Genomic DNA, 18,844 nt, shown 5'->3' with positions numbered 1-18,844 from the left:
GCAATGTAGCGCTCAATTCTGATCAATCCTTCTTTTCTGGCTTGGCGCTGGAATAGAGTTTTTCTGCCCACTGCGGATCAGCCTCAGCGGCCGGTGGTTTGGAGGGTTGAAGTGAAGCACTTGTACCTCGACTTACTCTGCGTGCCAGCACAACGGCAACCAGCAAGACCACAAACGGCCCCAACCAAAGCACAGCATTTTCCATGCTGTAGGCTGGCTTGTAGATTACGAATTCACCGTACCGGTCTTGCATAAAGCTCTTGATTTCTTCATTGGTTTTGCCAGCACGAATTTGCTCTGCAATTTTTTCTTTCAGGTCAACGGCAAGTGAAGCATGCGAATCCGCAAGCGACTGGTTCTGACAAACCAGACAGCGCAATTCACTGGCCACTTCCTTGTATTGTTCTTTTTCAGTTGAGTTCAGGTCGTTCACATTCATCGCGAAGCCTCTATGGCAGGCATGGCCATGCTTTCAAGATAATCAGCAGGAACAGGGCCAACTTGCTTGTGAATAATCGTATTGCTTACACTCATTAAAAAGGTTTCAGGCACGCCGTACACCCCCAACTCAATTCCGTACTGACCTTGCTGATCAATCAAAATCAAATCATAGGGGTTTCCATACTGCGCGAGCCAGCGGCGTGTGTTCGCCAAATCGTCTTTGTAAGCCAAACCCACAAGCTTGATTTTCTTCTGCGAGCTTTGCTGCCTAGCCATTTCAATGAAATGCGGGTGCTCCACCAGGCAAGCCTGGCACCAGGATGCGAACACATTCAACACCCAAGGCTCGCCTTTCAACGCATCAATGTTCTGCAAGGTTTGAATGTCAACGATTTGTACAGCACTTGATTCTGAACCTTCAAAACTCAACACCGGAAGTTGCGCTACCGGCGCGGGTTTGCCGATCAAAGCGGAAGGCAATTTCTTGGGATCAAGCCACAATCCGCGCAATAAAAAAACGCCCAGAAACAGCAGCACCAAAATTGGCAAGTACAAACGCAGACGTTTCTTGATCATGTCAGCACCTGTTTCCTTTTTGGCCTGTAGCGCCTGTCGAATACGGTAAGCAAACCACCCAAGGCCATCAGCGCGCAGCCCCACCAAATCAGGTTAATCAGTGGTTTGTAGTACAAACGCACACCCCAACTGCCCGCATTGGCGTTACTTTGCACAGCATCGCCCAAACTCAAATACACATCAGAAAACCACTCGGTGTGAATTGCCGCCTCGGTCATGATTTGTTCTGAACTTTGGTAGCGGCGTTTTTCGGGTTCCAACAAATGAATCAGATTGCCTTGCCCACGGGTTACTTCAAACACGCCCAACGCGGCCACATGGTTTTGCCGCTGAACGGAATCAACGCCAATGAAGGTGACCCGCCACGGGCCAATTTCAGTGGTTTCGCCCGGCTTTAACACGGCATCGGTTTCTGTTTCGAATGTTTTTACCCAACTTACGCCCACCACGAACACAGCAACACCCAAGTGCGCAAGCACCATGCCCCAATAAGAAAGTGACAAGCGCCGAATTCGATACAGCAAACCACTTTCAGGAATGGCGGCACCCGCCTTGCGTGTGGCCACTGCTGCGTGGGCCATTGTAGCCACGGCCATGAACACCGCACACACCACACCAATGGCCCATACAATACTGAAGTGCCCATTGAAGAAAGCTGCACCGATCAACACCAGCAAAGCAGCACCCATGGCCACTACACCTGGTTTAATGTACTGTGCCATTGGCGTTTCGCGCCAGCGAGAATCGGGACCAAGAGCCATCAGCAACACTGCTGGCAGCAAAATCGGCGCGAACAAGGCTTCAAAGTAGGGTTGGCCCACCGACATTTTTCGTCCGCCGATGACTTCAACCACCAATGGATAGAGTGTTCCCAGCATGACGGTGACCAACGCCGCACTCATTAACACATTGTTGGACAACAACAGCGATTCACGGCCCGTGGTTTTGAAGCTGCCCCCCTGCCCCACTTCGCCTGTTTTCAAGGCATATAAAATATAGGAACCACCCACCACCAGGAACAACAAGGCGAGAATAAACACGCCGCGCTCGGGGTCGGTGGCAAACGCATGCACGGAAGTCAGTACGCCAGAGCGAACCAAAAAAGTGCCGAGCAAGGACAAGGCAAAAGTGGTTAAGGCCAACAGCAGCGTCCAACTGCGCAAGGCTCCGCGCTTTTCAGAAACTGCCAGGGAATGTATAAGCGCAGTGCCGGCCAACCAAGGCATCAACGATGCATTTTCAACCGGGTCCCAGAACCACCAACCGCCCCAACCCAATTCGCGGTAGGCCCACCAGCTTCCCAGTGCAATGCCCATCGTAAGAAAAGCCCAGGCCACGTTGGTCCATGGCCTGCTCCAACGCGCCCAGGTCATGTCAAATCTGCCTTCCAACAAACCTGCTACGGCAAACGCAAAAGTAACTGCGAAACCTACATAGCCCATGTACAGCAGAGGCGGATGGAGGATCATGCCAATGTCTTGCAACAAGGGATTTAAATCGCGACCATCCAGCGGTGTGGGGTACAGGTATTCAAAGGGGTTACTGGCGATGAGGAGATACAACAGAAAACCAACCAGCACCAACTGCAGCGTAGCCAAAACCCGCACTTTGAAGCATGCTGACACCTCGAAGTTTGACGCTGCCACAGCCTGCGCCCAACCAGCGAACATGAGTACCCACAACAAAAACGAGCCCTCATGCGAGCCCCACGTGGCTGCAATTTTATAAAGCACCGGCAAGGCAAGGTTGGAATTTTCAGCCACATTGCGCACTGAAAAATCGCTAACAACAAAAGAGTAAATCAAGCCGACAAAAGAGATACCCACCAAACCGAACACCATGGTGACATTGCGCTGCACGGACTTGAGTAAAGGCACTGCGGGCTCATGGGTGAAAACGCCACGCACTGCTGCAAAGCCCGCCACAGCCCCAAAGAAAGAAAGCACCAACGCCAAGGCAAGGCTGAACTGAGATACAAATGCAATCACTGCTCGACTCCGGGTGGCATGTATTCTTCATCGTGTTTGGCCAGCACTTCAGACGCTACGAAGGTGGTCCCATCCCATTGGCCATCAGCGACCACGCCGGTTCCTTCTTTGAACAAATCGGGAACAATTCCGTTGAATTCAACAGGAACTTTGCTATTCAAGTCACTGACTACGAAACGAACTTTCAGCGAATCAGCTTCGCGTTGCACGCTTCCGGTTTCAACCATTCCGCCCAGGCGATATGTTTTTTCTCCGGTGGGCACTTCTCCGCCCAAAATTTGTGTGGGTGTGTAAAAAAACACCAGGTTTTCATTGAACACCTTCACCAGTGCAATACCAAAGCCCAAGGCCACAACCACAATGGCAGCAAGCCAGACGGCGCGGTGCGTGCGTACGTTGCTCATGTCACGTTCCTCATTTCAAACTTCCTTTGCCAATGCTGGCCAAGCGCTTGCCGCGTTGCCCTGTTCGGGCCAATTCGGTTTTGTCGGGTCCAGCACGGTTGGCAAGCCAGGCGTCCAGTGCAATTACAACAACACTGAAACCCACGCAAATCCAAACGGTTTGCCATGCATCAAAATTCATTGCTTAAGCCCCTCTATGTGCATTAAAGCCACCGCCTTTGAACCAGCAATCGGCGTGCCCGGTTTAATGCAGTGCTGGCACAGATTAGCCAAAATCCCACTACACTTAACCACATGCCTGTGGCAATTTCTGGATGAATGCTGCTGCCGCTCATTGAAACGCTATACCCCTGATGCAATGTATTCCAAAAAACCACGGACAAATAAATCAAGGGAATATTCACTGCACCAATTAGCAAACCGATCGACAATACGCGGTCGGCTTTGGCAGGGTCTGTGGTCAACTGTCCCAGCGCAATCAAACCCAGGTAGATGAACAGGAGCAGCAATTCAGAGGTCATACGCGCATCCCAAACCCAGTAGGTGCCCCAGGTTGGCTTGCCCCACAAAGCGCCTGTAACAAGAGCTATTGCGGTCATCCAAGCCCCGGTGGGTAAAAAGGCACGCATCATCACTGCGGATACATCACTGCGATAGACCCAATTCAACATGGCATATCCACACGCTACCAAATACAAAAACATGGACATCCAAGCGGCTGGAACATGCACGTAAATGGCCCGGTACACTTCACCTTGCTTTGCATCGGTGGGGGCCAAAAAAAGCCCGGTGTATAGGCCAAGCCCCAGCACTGCGATGCCAGTCACTAGCAGCCAGACCCAAACTCGACTGGCAAGGGCATGAAACTTGGGGGGTGAAGCAAACTGCGCAAACATAGTTATTCCTGTATTAACTGTATAAGCCGTCGAGCCACTGCGGGCCCCAGCAGGCAGGCAAGCATACCCATGCTAATCAACACGGCAAGCGGGGCAGCGGCGCTGCGACCCAAATCAACGGCTCGGCTAGCTTCCAAACCGAAAATCAGCACCGGTACCAGCAGTGGCAATGCGAACAAATACACCAACACGGCACCGCCCCGAGTCAGCATTACCAACAGAGCCACCACGCCCAATAGGGGAACAATTGCCCACAAGCCCGCAATCATGGCGACAATCAACTGCACGCCCTGCGTGACGGTCAAGCCAAACTGCAGAGCAAGCAGGCCAGTGACAGGCACCAACACCGCCATTTGCGCAACAGCGGTGGCCAATACACGGATCAGCCAATACATGCCCAGATTTTCAGGGTTCAAGTGTGCAACAAAACGCATCCAGCCGACTCGATGATCTTCTGCAAACCAGTCTTTTGCGCCGAGTAACACAGCAAGCAACAAACTGACCCACACCGCCACCTGGCTAAATTCTACGCCTGGCTTTCCGAGGCCAATGCCAAAAAAACTTAACACCATCCAGTGAAACAAGGCGCCCCACAAGACGGCTTGCGGATTGCCAAGAAGCAAGACCCATTCACGCCTTAGCAAGGCCGCTATTGGAATCTTTGGCTTGGAAACTGATTCGAGTGTAGTGTTTATCCCTGTACCAGCAACAGCCGATTCAGACAGTAGTTCACCGCCCTGAATGAGATGATTACATAGGCTGACACCGGGCATGTGCTGCAACAGCTGTTGGGCATCCACATGGCTGGCCATCAAGACAAAACCACCTTGGCTTAAATGGATGCATAACGAATTGGCCAACACTGAGCAACCGTCCGCATCAAGCGCATTCAGCGGTTCATCCAGCAGCCAAACCTTGAACTGGGCCAACAGCAAAGTACACAAACCCAAGCGCGCACGTTGCCCGGAAGACAAAGTGCCAATCCGCTCAAATTGCCAATCGCTTAAGCCGACCTGTGCAAGACGGGTTTCCAGCGAAGATTCTTCGCAACGAAGATGCTGCAACACATTGGTAAGATGTTCATGAACCAACAACTCGTCTCTCAAACCATAATCGGGCTTGAACAAAACCGCCTGTGCAGGCATTGCATTGCACACCGTGCGCAACAAGGTGGACTTTCCGACACCATTCGCCCCACGCAGCACATGCACTACACCCGCACTTAATGTGCAATCAAATTCGCCAGTCAACACAACCCCTGCAGCCTGCAGACCAGTGCACTTCAACCGCAGTTGATTGGATAGCAGCGCGGCTTGAATCATTTATTTCGATTGGCCTTCAGACAAATTCAAGTTCACACCCGACTCCAGTTGGTTTCGGGGTACGGCAACCCAGGCTGAATCAATGTCACCCGTACTGGTTTGGGCCATGCCTTGAATCGACAATCGGGCTTGAAAATAAAGTGTTTCGGGCAAATTGTCGATGGCGCCTTCCTGAATAAAGTCACCAGGACCAAAACGCACAGGCTGCGAACCTGCTATTAGCGCGGTGGCTGGTACACGCACCACGGCTAGAGGCATTCCGGGTCCGCTCTCACTTTTCAGGAATACAAAAAGGGCCGAGTCTTCATTCATTGTGTTCAACGCTGCCTTGGAAATAGTCACTGTGGCGATGGTCAACACATTTAGAACCTGCGCAGGTGCATTGCTTTGCAAGTCAGCTTGTTGAACCTGGCTTAGAAGCTGCCAATACACCTGTGCTTTGTCATTGTCACCCGCCTGTTCCGCTGCACTGGCCGCGAGCGCCAACGCTTTTTCGTGTCTTGGGTCGCTCTGCAAGGCCGCTGCAATGTACTGTTCAGGTTCACCTGCCAGTTTGCGTCCCTGTGCCATGGCGGTCATGTCAGCCAAATCAGCGAGTATGTCAGGGTGCCCGGGTGTAAGGGCCAAAGCAGCTTGCAGTGCCTGCGCACTTTCAGAATAATTTGCCATAGATGCATGCGTGCGCGCCATAAGCACCCACCCCTGCAAATCGTCAGGCTGCTGAGCCAACCTTGCTTTCAAGCCAGCCAACCGGTCCTCAAGACTGGCGCCATCACCGGGATGACCTTCAGTGGCCAGGACTGCCTGATCCACGGTGGGCGCATTAACCGCCGCAGAATCCATGCTGGGCCATTTGGTGGCACCTGGATTCATTGCACCGATGGTGTAGGTCAGTAATGTGGCAAGCGTGAGCGTGAGTGCAATCAAAACTGGCAAAGCTGTCGGCGTCGCCCATGCTCTTGGAGCACCTCTGGAGGACTCGACTTTGAACATATGTGGCTTGCTTTCCTGAGCCATCATCTGCCAGTTTTCGATAAGAGTTTGTTTGCTTTTCTCATCCAGTGTCGGGTCATTCTCAATTTCTTGCCGACGATCTAAAAAAGCCCTCCACTCTGGACTGTGTTCCAACAAAATACTGGAATTCAAGGCATTTTGCCCGTTCACAGAAAAAAAACCTTTCCATGAAAAATACAGGCAAAATACTAGAAAAAACAGGAACATAACACCGATAAATGCTATACCAAGACTCAATTAATGAACTCCCAGACTAGAACTAGGGATACTAACATCACCAATGATGACGTAACATTGAAGGTTATACGGAATTAAGTGTAAACCCTGAGCAGCATGACCTCTGATTATTCGCCAAGGCGCTGAACCAATGATTCAGGACAATCTATTCAATTACAAACGGTTTGCCTTCCTGAAATGTGCGCTGCTGCTCACTTTGCTTGCTTCTTTCGCTTACTTGTTTGATCAACCACGCATCAACGCCAACGGTGGCACTTGGCTGGGTTACACCCTTGGCACAATCGGAGCGCTGCTCATCTTATGGCTAATGTGGTTTGGTGTACGCAAGCGTCAATACTCCAACGAAGCTGGCAATTTAAGGGGTTGGGTGTCTGCCCACATTTACCTCGGGCTGGCATTGGCCGTGGTCGCGACCTTGCACACTGGCTTTCAAATCGGCTGGAACATTCATTCTCTTGCTTATGTGTTGACCATGACGACGATTGGCACCGGCGTGTGGGGCTTAACTTTTTATTTGCGTTACCCCACGGAAATGTCGAATGTGCTTAATCGGCAAAGCCCGGAACAAATTGTTTCCCAAATCGAAACACTTGACAGGGAAGCAGGCAAGCTCTGCAAGAACATCAATGATCGTTTGGCCAGAACTGTTTCTGAATCGACAAAACAAGGCATTTTCAATTCACGGCGAAGCCAACGACTGGGCAAAGTGAAGGTTTGCGCCACAGAAAAAGCTGTCGATATTTTGCAGAGCGAACTAACCCGCACTGACAGCCTGTCGGAGATTTACCGAAATCAGGTTCAGCGACTGCGTGCATTAAAACAGCTACGCCGGTATTACCACATGCGCTACTGGCTAGAACTTTGGTTGGCAGTGCATGTGCCGTTGTCATTCGGGTTGCTCGCTGCATTGATTGCGCATGTGCTTTCCGTGTTCATTTATTGGTAAGCGCACTCATGGCAGAACAACAAAAAAGCCCGCTTCAACATGAACAAGAAGCACTCCAAAAACCGCTGGGTTTAAAGCGACCTTTGTCCTGGCTTGTTTTTTTGCCGGTGCTGTTCGCATTTCTTGTGCTCCCTTTGTTGGCGATTTATTACCCACAACTGTTTGAAATAGGCGTACAGGCAGAGATTGCGAAACCACAAAGCGTGGCGCAGGAACGAATGCCTTTGAATGCGCACCCCAGTCTTCAAAGCAATTTCGTTGTACCCACGCGCAACACCACCGCACATGCATTTGATTCGGTGTGGAACCCAGGACCATTGGCATCAGCACATTCAAACCTTGAAGGTGATTGCCAAGCTTGCCATGCCGGAGATTTTTCTCGCGTAAAAGATGAAAGCTGCATGGTGTGCCACAGCAACATGGGTTTGCATGTTGCCGAGCAAAGTCTACCCAACACGTCCTTCGAAGAAGGCCGCTGCGCAAGCTGCCATCGCGACCATAAGGGTCGAGAAAGTTTGGCAGAACAAAACAAACATTTTGTCGGCGCCGACTGCGCAGCCTGCCACACAAATATTGAAGCGGTTGCACCAAAAACAGAAACCCTGGCGGTCAGTGACTTTGCTGGCGACAAACACCCTGCATTTCGCGTCACGGTTGCCACGGGACCAGAGCCCAGCGACCTGCGCAGAATTCGCATGGTCGCCAACGAGCCCATTGTCGAGAAAACCACCCTTAAGTTTCCACACGATGTGCACATGGACCCCAAGGGAATCGACAGCCCGAGCAAAAAAGTGGTGATGGAATGCGCAAATTGCCATGAACCGGCAGACACCAAAACCGGCTTTGAAACACTGAGCATGGAAAGCCATTGCCAGGAATGCCACAAGTTGAGTTTCGAACCTGCCCTGCCTGATCGTCAGGTACCACACGGCCCGGTGAGCGCCGTACTAAGCACGGTTGAGGAATTTTACAGCTACCTGGCCTTGCACCCCGAGGAACGCAACAAGGTAAACACCCAGCGCGCAGTGTTGCGTGCAAGGCCTGGTGAGAAAAACCCGAACCGCTCTAACTTGCGCAACTTAAGCGGCAACCCACGCGCACAAGCAGCATTTGCCACCGTAGAACTGTTTGAAAACACCGCCTGCGCAGTTTGTCATGAAGTAAAAGCAGTGGACGGATTGGGCAACACCAAAACATCGGGTTCACGCATGCCGCAATATTCAATCGCCGAATTCAACCCTGCCCACCCATGGATGCCCATGGCCAAATTTGATCACAAGGCACATGAATTCGAAAACTGTGAAAGCTGCCACAAGGCCAGCGAATCCGAAGAAGCCAGCGATGTACTAATGCCTGCAATTGACGGTTGCCAAACTTGCCATGCAGGCAGCAAACCCGCGCTGAACAAAGTTCAGTCGGATTGTGGCGTTTGCCATGAATATCACATACACGAAAAGGAATTGGCAGCGCAACAATAGCCGATCGACGCAGTAGCTTGAAAAGACAGACCAGCATTGAACTGGAGGGTGGCTAAATTGGCCAGCCCATTGAACAACGAAGAAAAGCGAGTAAGAAGTCGATGCGAACACGCACTCAAGCAGCACCCAGCAGTACAAAATTAAAACGAATCGCATTGGGGGTGGCTGCTTGTTTGGCCGCACCCCTGATTTTGGTGTCTTGCGGGGGCGGGGGTGGAGGTAGTGCTACAGCACCCAACTTCAATGTGGCGCCTCTGGGTACCCAAAGCTTGTCGATCGCAGAAGTGAACGACATTGTTGCACGCGCGGTGCAGGCATCCATTTCTCGAGGCGTCCAATCCACCATTGCGGTAACTGATCGAGTGGGCAATGTGCTTGCTGTTTATCGAATGAACAACTCAAGCCCCAATGTGACTATTACGAGCGGGCTACCGGGTGCCAACGGAAACGGCCTGGATGGGTTTAACCCTGTGCCCAGCGAACTGGCAGCGATCGCCAAAGCGATTACTGGCGCATACCTATCATCGACAGGTAATGCATTCAGCACGCGCACCGCCAGCCAGATTGTTCAGGAATTTTTTCAGCCTGGTGAAACGGGTCAACCCAGCGGCCCCTTGTATGGCGTGCAGTTTAGCCAACTGCCTTGCTCTGATTTGAATGTCTGGTTGTCGCAAAATGCAACCATCGGCCCAAAACGCTCGCCCCTAGGGCTTTCGGCAGACCCGGGTGGCTTTCCCATTTACCAGGAAGGCCGCGTGGTGGGTGGCATTGGCGTAATTTCTTCAGTGAATGCGGGTACCAATGGAATTTATGGTCTGGACCGCGACATTCTGACCAATGAAACCGATCTGGATGAAGAAATTGCGTTTGCAGCGCTTAGCAACGCATTTCGGGCGCCTGAACAAATTCGGGCAAACCGAATTACGGCCAACGCTCAAACTTTCCAGTTTTCCAACACCACACCCGCAGTGGCTGGTCTTGCAGATTTGGTGGCAAGCGGAAATTTCGTAGCAGTTGCTGGTTACAAATCAGTCGCAAATCCGATCGCAGGAACTGCTTATGGCGCAACTCAATCCGGCTATGTGGCAACCACTGCCCCTGCTTTCAACGGACTGAATACGTTCACTTTAATCACCGATCCCGCAAACAACACGGCGGTGCGTTTTCCTCCCACGGCAGGTACCAATTTAACCCAGGCTGAAGTACAAAACATACTGGTCGAGGGCATGAAAACTGCAAATCGGGCTCGAGCACAAATTCGGGTTCCACTGGGCTCCCCAGCGGAAGTGACGGTGTCTGTGGTTGATATTGACGGTGACATTCTCGGCTTGATTCGTTCATCGGACGCGCCAATTTTCGGCACCGACGTGTCTGTTCAAAAAGCACGCTCTGCCCTCACATTCAGTTCCAATGAAGCGCTGACGGATTTCACAGCGATTGACGCTGGCGCGCATGCCGCCTTTGCCAACGCGATGAATACCTTTTTCCAGCAACAACCCGCCGTTCTGAATGGCAGTGCCGCTTTTTCTGCGCGCGCGATAGGCAATGTCCACCGCCCTTATTTTCCAGACGCAGAAGTAGGCCAGGCTGAAGGCCCCCTTTCTTCGCCGATTGCAAGCTGGAGCCCTTTCAATGTCGGATTCCAATTGAATATTGTCGCCAACAAAGTATTGAGTACTCTAGGGTCGCCAGTTCGCACTGTGGTGGGGCTCAATCAATTTGCACCTGCTGCCAGCCAAACCTGCGTAGACGATGCAAACATTCCAGCAGGACGACAAAGTCGCTTCGCCAATGGCATGCAAATATTCCCGGGCGGCTTTCCAATTTACAAAGGCAACACCTTGGTGGGCGCAGTGGGTGTTTCTGGAGATGGCGTAGACCAAGACGACATGGTGGGCTACCTGGGTGTAATCAACGGTGCGAATGCTGTTGGCAGCGCGATGCGACCTTTCCCTGCAAGCTTGCGTACGGCTGATGAACTGTCGAACTCGGGCGAGTTCCTGAAGTATGCACAATGCCCACAAACTCCGTTCAACGACAGCAACGAACAAAACGTATGCCCCGCACCATGAAAAAGCAAAACCTCACCATGCGTTTAAAACCGTTGGCAGCCTGGCTGATTTTTGCAGGCCTGCTACCCTGGCCGGTACATGCCCAAATACGGACAGACATTCGCCCTAGCATAGTGGCTCAAGTTGCGGAAACTGTGGAAAAAGTCAGCCGAAAGGTGGCGGGCATTCCCGAAGTCATGGACCTTGAAAACGCTGAACGGCCCTTGGTACTGCTTCAGGTGTTTGAAAATCGGCGGGTTGTGTATGCCAAACCTGATGCCAATTCAAGGGCCATCGGCGAGTTTTTCAAGGGCCAACTGGTGGATGCTTTTGAAGAAAAAAATGGGTGGTACCGCATCCGCATTCAAGACAGCTTATTGGGAAGCACCGATGGCTGGATAGAGCAAGGTACTGGCCAATTCGGTGAACTAGCCTTGGGCGTTTTCGCGCCGCGTGCATTTTCAGCTGATGTGCTGCAGGACCAGGCCGGCACAGGCATTCGCCCGTCGCAAAACGCGACTCCCGGCATTGTTCCCACTACCCCTTTGGTGCAACGTGCTATTCCTGGTCGTGACACCATAATCGCGCCGCGCGATGTGGCCATTCCTGTCATTGATCCCAGCCAGGTACCGCCACCGCTTCCCAACCTTCCCCGGGAAACTGTGGCTGTACCTGATCGCTGGCGCATTATGCAATCCCTGGGATTCAAATTTCCCTTGTACGACCCGTACAATCAAAACGTGATCAAGGGCGACCTGCCCGTGTTACAAGACACCTTGGGGCCTGATTGGTTTTTCAATCTAGGTGTGATTGCCGACACGCTTTTCGAGCAGCGCAATTTCCCCGTGCCAGTGCCGCCGGCTACGTCGACATCGAGTGGGCAAACTAATATTTTTGGCAATGGTGACCAAACCATTTTTGCGCACAATCTGATCGTGAGTTTGTCGCTGACCAAGGGCAATACCACGTTTAAACCACCAGATTATGAATTCCGCTTAACACCCGTGTTCAACTACACCGATGTGCGGGTCAATGAAGACCGTTTGCTGAAAATTGGTGCGTCTTCGGGCGACACACGCCGGGAAGGTTTTGTGGGCATTCAGGAGGCATTTGTCGACGTGCACCTGCGCAATGTGTCCGATCGTTACGACTTCGACAGTCTGCGTGTTGGCATTCAACCTTTCATTAGCGACTTCCGCGGCTTCCTGTTTCAGGATTTACCGATGGGTATTCGCCTGTTCGGTAACCGCAACAACAATATTTACCAGTACAACATTGGCTACTTCAAACGCGTTGAGAAAGACACCAACAGTGGTTTGAACGACATACGCCAAGACCTGCGCGATGACGACTTTTTTGTAGCCAATCTGTACCGGCAAGACTTTCCGTTTCTTGGCTTCACCAGCCAGGTTTCGTATATTCACAACCGCAACAATGAGGACGGCGAACGCTATTTCGATGCGAACGGTTTTCTGGCTCGCCCCGCCTCATTCGGCGATCAACAGCCCTTTGGTTACCATGTGGATTATTTTGGTTTGAGTGGCGACGGCCACTATGGCCGCTTGAACATCACCACATCAACCTACTACGCAAGCGGTAAAACTGATCGGCATCCACTGGCGCAGCGGGAACAGAAAATTGATGCGTTCTTTCACGCCACGGAAATTTCTCGCGATTTCGACTGGTTCCGACTTCGCGGTAATTTCTTGTATGCATCCGGCGATGAAGATCCGTTCGATGACAAAGCAGAAGGCTTCGACGCGATTTTCGAGAACCCTCAATTCGCGGGGGCCGACACCAGCTTTTTCATCCGGCAAAATATACCGTTGGTTGGCGGCGGCGGTGTGTTTTTGTCCGGCCGCAACGGTATTTTGCCTTCCCTGCGATCCAGCAAAGAACAGGGTCAATCAAACTTCATCAATCCTGGCCTTTTACTTCTGGGTGTGGGTGCCGATATTGATGTATTGCCCGAACTGCGTGTAGTGGCCAACGTGTCGAAGCTTGAATTCGACAACACCAATGTATTGGGCGTGTTACGGCAACAACGGCCACCATCAACAGATTTGGGCATAGATGCCTCCGTGGGTTTTCAGTACAGGCCGTTTTTCTCACAGAACGTGGTGATTAACGGATCATTTGCCAAGCTGCTGCCAGGCAAAGGCTACAAAGAATTGTTCCCTGACGACAAAGACCCCTATTCGTTTTTGTTCAACGTTATTTTAAGTTTTTAAAGCAGGTTGTTTGTTGATGAATTTGAATAAAGCAGGCCAAAGCCAGAACCCGCACACCAGCAAATCACGCTGGCGGAACTGGCTGTGCGCGCTTGGTTTTGCAGTGGTAGGTGTATCGATAGCAGCAAGCCACGAAACAGCATTGGCAGCCGACGAAAAGCTGCCTGAGAAAGCCTACACCATGGCCCCCAATGCGCCGGAACGCCAAACTGCTGAACAGGCTTTTGCAAAAACCGAAGGCTGCATGAGCTGCCACACGCAAACCGATGAACACACCATGCACGCCAACCCCGGCGTGGTACTGGGGTGTACCGATTGCCATGGTGGCGACGCCACAGTGAAATGGCAAGGCAAAGAGGAAAAACAAGGCACGCTGGCTTACGACCACACGCGTGCTGCGCGTGAAAAAGGCTTTGCACCAGAATACCGCGCGGCGTTGGACAAAGCCCACATTGCGCCGCGCAATGAAAAATTCTGGAACTACCCTTCTTCGGCCAACCCAAAGCGTTCATATTCCAAGCTGAACAAGGAGCACCCCGCCTACATTCGCTTTATTAACCCGGGCGATTTGCGCGTGGCGCGTGAAGCCTGTGGCGCTTGCCACCTGCCCATTATTCAGGCGCAAGAACGCAGCTTGATGAGCACATCGGCCATGCTGTGGGGTGGCGCATCTTACAACAACGGAATTCTGCCGTACAAGCGCTATATTCTTGGCGAAGCCTACACGCAAGATGGCAAACCCGGTTTGTTGAAAAACCCGGTCGAAGCCAACAATGAGTTGTTTGTGCACAAAGGCATTTTGAACGAATTGGCTCCCCTGCCCGCTTGGGAAACCACGCCACCCGGCGATGTGTTTCGCGTGTTCGAGCGCGGCGGCAAAGTAATCAACAGCATCTTTCCGGAAGTGGGTTTGCCCAACGTACTGGGGCAAATTCAGCGGCTGGATGAACCAGGGCGGCCTGACATTAAACAGTCCAACCGTGGCCCCGGCACGGGGCAGCGCATTGCCGTGCCACTGATCAACGTTACAAAAACCCGCTTAAACGATCCGCACCTGTGGTTTTTGGGCACCAATGAACAGCCGGGCGATTACCGCTCATCGGGCTGCACCGGTTGCCACACCATATACACCAACGATCGAGACCCCAGACACGCTGGCCCCTATGCCAAGCTGGGCCACGATGGCACCACACAAACCATCGACCCCACAATTCCAAAAAATGAAAGCGGCCACCCGGTGAAGCATGAATTCACCCGCGCCATTCCAAGCTCGCAGTGCATGGTGTGCCACATGCACCAGCCCAATGTGTTCGTAAACAGCTATTACGGCTACATCATGTGGGACTACGAAAGTGATGCGCCCCACATGTGGCCAGAAAAACAGCGCTACCCCACCGATTCGGAAATGCGCGAAATTCTGGACCGCAATCCGGAAGAAGCTGCTGTACGCGGCAAGTGGAGCGACCCCGAATTCCTGAAGAATGTTTCAAGCCTGAACAGCAAGTTGAAAGACACTCAGTTTGCCGATTACCACGGCCACGGCTGGAACTTCCGTGCCGTGTTCAAGCGCAACCGCAAGGGCGCTTTGCTGGACGCTGAAGGTAAAATTGTTTCTGACGACGATCCGAAGAAATTCGACAAAGCTGTGCACCTAAGCTCAATACACTTGGACGTGGGCATGCACTGCGTGGATTGTCATTTTGCGCAAGACATGCACGGCAATGGCCACATTTACGGTGAAGTGGCTGCTGCTGTTGAAGTGGATTGCGCAGATTGCCACGGCACTGCGACCAAATACCCCACGCTGCGCACCAGCGGGCCTGCTGCGCCCCCCGGCGGCAGCGATTTGACCCAACTGCGCACACAAGACGGCCGCAAGCGCTTTGAATGGCGCGATGGCAAGCTGTATCAGCGTGCCGCACTTGACCCCAACAAAGAGTGGGAAATGAGCCTGGTGAAAGACAATATGAACCCGGCCCACCCCGAGTACAACGCCAAATCGGCGCGCGCCAAACTAATGGGTGCGGGCGCTGAGGGGCAGGACGGAAAATGGGGGCCCGGCGTGAAAGAACTGGCGCACGACAACGACAAGATGACCTGCTTCACCTGCCACCTAAGCTGGACCACGAGCTGCGCCGGTTGCCACTTACCCATTCAAGCCAACTGGAAAACGGATCGCCTGCATTACGAGGGTGGGGAAACCAGAAACTACGCCACTTACAACCCGCAGGTGGCGCGCGACGACATGTTCCAATTGGGTGTACACGGCCCGGTGAAAGGCAATCGCATTGCACCGATTCGTTCCAGCTCGGCCTTGATACTTTCTTCAATGAACGCCAACCGCGAACGAATTTACATACAACAGCCGCCGATCGCATCCAGTGGTTTTTCATCACAGGCATTTGCACCGCACTACCCGCACACGGAGCGCAAGGAAGAAACCAAAACCTGCAGCGACTGCCATTTGTCGCGTGAAGATGACAACAACGCCATCATGGCGCAACTGCTGCTTCAAGGCACCAACTTCGTGAACTTCATCGGCTTCAATGCCTGGCTGGGTGGTACTGAACACATTGCCGCAGTTACCGTGACCGAATGGGATGAACCCCAAGCCGTGCTGGGCAGCTACCTGCACAAGTACGCCTACCCCGACTTTTACCAGAACCACCTGAACCGCAACCGTGAATTGGCCGACACCGTAGTACCCGCATTGATGGACCACACCACCAAGGGTATGGCCAGTTGCATTCAACTGCGTGGTGAATATGTGTTTGTGGCCGAGGGCAAAGGCGGCTTCCGCGCCTATGACGCAGCCAGCGTGGCGAACAAAGGGTTTGGCCAACGCGTAATTACCGCACCGTTTAGCCCCTTGGGCCACGACACACATGTTGCAAGTAAGAATGCCACTTGCATGGCACTGCCCACCAACCAGCCCATCAACCCGGAGAAAAACCAGGGCGACTTGATGCGCATTACCAATATGGAACAGCCCTTCCACCCCATCTACAACTACGCCTTCATCACCGACAGTGAAGAAGGCCTGATTGCAGTGAATGTGAACACACTGGCCGATGGTGAACCCCGCAACAATTTCTTTGAACGCGCAATAACCTGGAATGAAAACGGCGTGCTGAATGGCGCAAGCCACATCACACTGGGTGGGCATTACGCCTACATCACCACGCCCCAAGGACTTGTGTTTGTTGACATCAACAACCCCTTGAAGCCACGCCACATCACCACCCTGCCCTTGCAGGATGCTCGCGCAACTGCGGTGCAATTTCGCTACCTGTTTGCTACAACAGCAAAAGGGCTGGAGGTGATTGACATTACCCACCCCGAGAAACCCGAGCACACAGGCGCGGTAGTGCCCATGGCTGATGCGCAGCGTGTTTATCTGGCCCGCACCTATGCCTATGTGGCAGCAAAAAAAGAAGGCTTGGTGATTGTTGACATTGAACGCCCTCGCGCGCCCACCGTGTATCAAAAATTCGCTGCTGACGGACAATTGAATGACGCGCATGATGTGGTGGTGGGTTCAACCAATGCCTCGTTGTTTGCCTATGTGGCCGATGGCGTGAATGGTTTGAAAGTTTTGCAGCTGACTTCACCCGATACTCAGCCCAGGTTTTATGGCTTCTCGCCTGCGCCCATGCCAGAACTGATCGCCTGGCGCAAAACACCAAGCCCGGCATTGTCGGTGTCGAAAGGGCTGGACCGTGACCGCGCAGTGGATGAAACTGGTGGGCAAATCGCCGTATTCGGCCGCATTGGTTCACGCCCATTCACCCGAAAGGAAATGGAAGCGTTTTACCTGCGCCCCGATGGCCGCCTTTGGACAGTGACTGACAAAATTGAAAAAGACAATTACTTGCCCAAGCCCAAAGTGAATTCAGTGGCTTTCAGAAAGGATTAAGCCATGACAGCAAACACCTTGAACTGGATAAACAGGTACCTATTGGTTCTTGCAGCTTTGCTGGTACCCGCCGCTGCATTGGCGCAAACCATGCCACACCAATCGCCGAACCAATCGGTGGGCACCGTGAATTGCGCCAGCAGCACTTGCCACGGCAGCATTGCGGAACGAACTTCCACACCGGTATTGCAAAATGAATACACCACCTGGCTGCGGCAAGACCCGCATACGCAGGCTTATGCAGTGCTTAAAAATGCACAGTCGCAACGGATTGCAAAAAACCTGGGGCTTGCGCAACCTGCACACGAAGCCAAAATCTGCCTGGATTGCCACAGCCACAATGTGCCCGACAGCAAACAAGGCCCGCGCTTTGACAAAAGCGATGGAGTGAATTGCGAAGCGTGCCATGGCCCGGCCGAGAAGTGGATCAAAACCCATGTTGAACCCAAAGCCAGCCACGCCAAAAACATCGAGAATGGCCTGTACCCCACCAGCGACCCTTACGCCGCTGCCAAGCTGTGTACCAGCTGCCACGTGGGCGATTCGAGCCGCCCAATTACGCATCAAATCATGGGGGCCGGCCACCCACGAATTTCTATTGAAGTGGAAACCTTCATGGCGCTGGAGCCACCGCATTATCGAATCGACGATGACTGGGTTCAACGCAAAGGTGCTTACGACGCAGGAAAAATATGGGCCATGGGTCAGTTTGCCAGCAGTGCCAATTTGCTGGAGTTGATTGCAAACCCAAAGCGTAACCGCCAAGGAATCATGCCGGAATTGATGATGTTCGATTGCCACGCCTGCCATTCACCCATGAGCAAACAGGACTGGACCAAGGACCTGGCACGCACACCGGGGCAAGCTCGAATTAATAATTCCAGCCTGATCATGGTTCAGGCGATTGTTCGGTCCACAGTGCCGCAGCACGGTGCAGATATTGCGAGTTTGATGAATCAGTTGCACATTGCCAGCACATCGCCAGCAGCCAACATGGCCGACATAGAACGCGCTGCAAACGTATTGCATGCGCAACTGAACACCGTTAGAAAAGTGGTGGCCACGGTGCCCTTCACTGAAGCAGTGCTGGAAAACATTTTGAAAGACCTGGTGAACATGGCTGCCAGCAACCAGTATGCAGACTTCGCGGGTGCGGAACAGGCTTACATGTCGATCAGCAGCGTGGCCAACGGGTTGGCTCGAAAAGGCAACTCGAAAATTGCGCAAACCGTAAATTCAAAAATGAATCGTTTGCTAAAACTGTTGAGCAACGATGAAGCCTATGATCGCGCCGCATTTCAAATGGAACTGCTGGCTTTGAAAGCCGCGGTGGGAGGCTAAGCA

14 protein-coding genes are annotated in these 18,844 nt (G+C 52.6%); 6 read left to right on the top strand and 8 right to left on the bottom strand.

Annotation, left to right across the window (positions count from 1 at the left end; translation table 11 throughout):
- Positions 1-22: 22 nt before the first annotated feature.
- From NSP04_RS07940 to NSP04_RS07905, 8 genes are read right to left on the bottom strand one after another with little or no spacing between them, the layout of a single operon-like run.
- Entirely contained in the window at positions 23-439 is a 417-nt protein-coding gene (locus NSP04_RS07940; RefSeq protein WP_257511809.1) for a cytochrome c-type biogenesis protein, read from the bottom strand.
- Complete coding sequence (locus NSP04_RS07935; protein ID WP_257511808.1) at positions 436-1,017, bottom strand: DsbE family thiol:disulfide interchange protein; 582 nt, start codon at positions 1,015-1,017, stop codon at positions 436-438. The genes NSP04_RS07940 and NSP04_RS07935 overlap by 4 nt, the downstream gene beginning before the upstream one ends.
- Positions 1,014-3,005, bottom strand: a complete 1,992-nt coding sequence (locus NSP04_RS07930; RefSeq protein WP_257511807.1) for a heme lyase CcmF/NrfE family subunit — start codon at positions 3,003-3,005, stop codon at positions 1,014-1,016. The genes NSP04_RS07935 and NSP04_RS07930 overlap by 4 nt, the downstream gene beginning before the upstream one ends.
- Complete coding sequence (ccmE, locus tag NSP04_RS07925) at positions 3,002-3,409, bottom strand: cytochrome c maturation protein CcmE (protein WP_257511806.1); 408 nt, start codon at positions 3,407-3,409, stop codon at positions 3,002-3,004. The genes NSP04_RS07930 and ccmE overlap by 4 nt, the downstream gene beginning before the upstream one ends.
- 10 nt (positions 3,410-3,419) lie before the next feature.
- The gene (locus NSP04_RS07920) at positions 3,420-3,590 is read right to left on the bottom strand and encodes a hypothetical protein (RefSeq protein ID WP_257511805.1); all 171 of its coding nucleotides are present in this window, start codon (positions 3,588-3,590) and stop codon (positions 3,420-3,422) included.
- A gap of 22 nt (positions 3,591-3,612) precedes the next feature.
- Entirely contained in the window at positions 3,613-4,305 is a 693-nt protein-coding gene (gene ccmC, locus NSP04_RS07915; RefSeq protein ID WP_257511804.1) for a heme ABC transporter permease CcmC, read from the bottom strand.
- Between the two features lie 2 nt (positions 4,306-4,307).
- Positions 4,308-5,627, bottom strand: coding sequence for a heme exporter protein CcmB (locus NSP04_RS07910; protein ID WP_257511803.1), 1,320 nt, complete (start codon positions 5,625-5,627; stop codon positions 4,308-4,310).
- Entirely contained in the window at positions 5,628-6,773 is a 1,146-nt protein-coding gene (locus NSP04_RS07905) for a tetratricopeptide repeat protein (protein ID WP_257511802.1), read from the bottom strand.
- A gap of 235 nt (positions 6,774-7,008) precedes the next feature.
- On the opposite strand from NSP04_RS07905, the gene NSP04_RS07900 reads away from it, so the two are divergent.
- The 6 genes from NSP04_RS07900 to NSP04_RS07875 all read left to right on the top strand — a co-directional run bounded on the left by NSP04_RS07900 (position 7,009) and on the right by NSP04_RS07875 (position 18,841).
- Entirely contained in the window at positions 7,009-7,824 is an 816-nt protein-coding gene (locus NSP04_RS07900; RefSeq protein ID WP_257511801.1) for a hypothetical protein, read from the top strand.
- An 8-nt stretch (positions 7,825-7,832) separates the two neighbouring features.
- Entirely contained in the window at positions 7,833-9,302 is a 1,470-nt protein-coding gene (locus NSP04_RS07895; protein WP_257511800.1) for a cytochrome c3 family protein, read from the top strand.
- 101 nt (positions 9,303-9,403) lie between these two features.
- Positions 9,404-11,374 carry a GlcG/HbpS family heme-binding protein gene (locus NSP04_RS07890; protein ID WP_257511799.1) on the top strand — a complete coding sequence of 657 codons (1,971 nt, stop codon included), beginning with the start codon at positions 9,404-9,406 and terminating at the stop codon, positions 11,372-11,374.
- Between the two features lie 17 nt (positions 11,375-11,391).
- Positions 11,392-13,584 carry an SH3 domain-containing protein gene (locus NSP04_RS07885; RefSeq protein ID WP_257511798.1) on the top strand — a complete coding sequence of 731 codons (2,193 nt, stop codon included), beginning with the start codon at positions 11,392-11,394 and terminating at the stop codon, positions 13,582-13,584.
- 16 nt (positions 13,585-13,600) lie between these two features.
- Positions 13,601-17,500, top strand: a complete 3,900-nt coding sequence (locus NSP04_RS07880; protein ID WP_257511797.1) for an LVIVD repeat-containing protein — start codon at positions 13,601-13,603, stop codon at positions 17,498-17,500.
- Between the two features lie 3 nt (positions 17,501-17,503).
- Positions 17,504-18,841, top strand: coding sequence for a multiheme c-type cytochrome (locus tag NSP04_RS07875; protein ID WP_257511796.1), 1,338 nt, complete (start codon positions 17,504-17,506; stop codon positions 18,839-18,841).
- Positions 18,842-18,844: the final 3 nt, after the last annotated feature.

Origin of the sequence: Limnobacter parvus (genome assembly GCF_024623725.1) — a bacterium.
Classification (GTDB): Bacteria; Pseudomonadota; Gammaproteobacteria; order Burkholderiales; family Burkholderiaceae_B; genus Limnobacter; species Limnobacter parvus.
This window is presented reverse-complemented; position numbering and strand designations above follow the sequence as displayed.

Coding starts and splice junctions, on each gene's coding strand:
- NSP04_RS07880 (WP_257511797.1), top strand. CDS start 13,601: ATGAATTTGAATAAAGCAGGCCAAAGCCAGAACCCGCACACCAGCAAA.
- NSP04_RS07885 (WP_257511798.1), top strand. CDS start 11,392: ATGCGTTTAAAACCGTTGGCAGCCTGGCTGATTTTTGCAGGCCTGCTA.
- NSP04_RS07875 (WP_257511796.1), top strand. CDS start 17,504: ATGACAGCAAACACCTTGAACTGGATAAACAGGTACCTATTGGTTCTT.
- NSP04_RS07935 (WP_257511808.1), bottom strand. CDS start 1,017: ATGATCAAGAAACGTCTGCGTTTGTACTTGCCAATTTTGGTGCTGCTG.
- NSP04_RS07920 (WP_257511805.1), bottom strand. CDS start 3,590: ATGAATTTTGATGCATGGCAAACCGTTTGGATTTGCGTGGGTTTCAGT.
- NSP04_RS07940 (WP_257511809.1), bottom strand. CDS start 439: ATGAATGTGAACGACCTGAACTCAACTGAAAAAGAACAATACAAGGAA.
- NSP04_RS07895 (WP_257511800.1), top strand. CDS start 7,833: ATGGCAGAACAACAAAAAAGCCCGCTTCAACATGAACAAGAAGCACTC.
- NSP04_RS07890 (WP_257511799.1), top strand. CDS start 9,404: ATGCGAACACGCACTCAAGCAGCACCCAGCAGTACAAAATTAAAACGA.
- NSP04_RS07910 (WP_257511803.1), bottom strand. CDS start 5,627: ATGATTCAAGCCGCGCTGCTATCCAATCAACTGCGGTTGAAGTGCACT.
- ccmE (WP_257511806.1), bottom strand. CDS start 3,409: ATGAGCAACGTACGCACGCACCGCGCCGTCTGGCTTGCTGCCATTGTG.
- ccmC (WP_257511804.1), bottom strand. CDS start 4,305: ATGTTTGCGCAGTTTGCTTCACCCCCCAAGTTTCATGCCCTTGCCAGT.
- NSP04_RS07900 (WP_257511801.1), top strand. CDS start 7,009: ATGATTCAGGACAATCTATTCAATTACAAACGGTTTGCCTTCCTGAAA.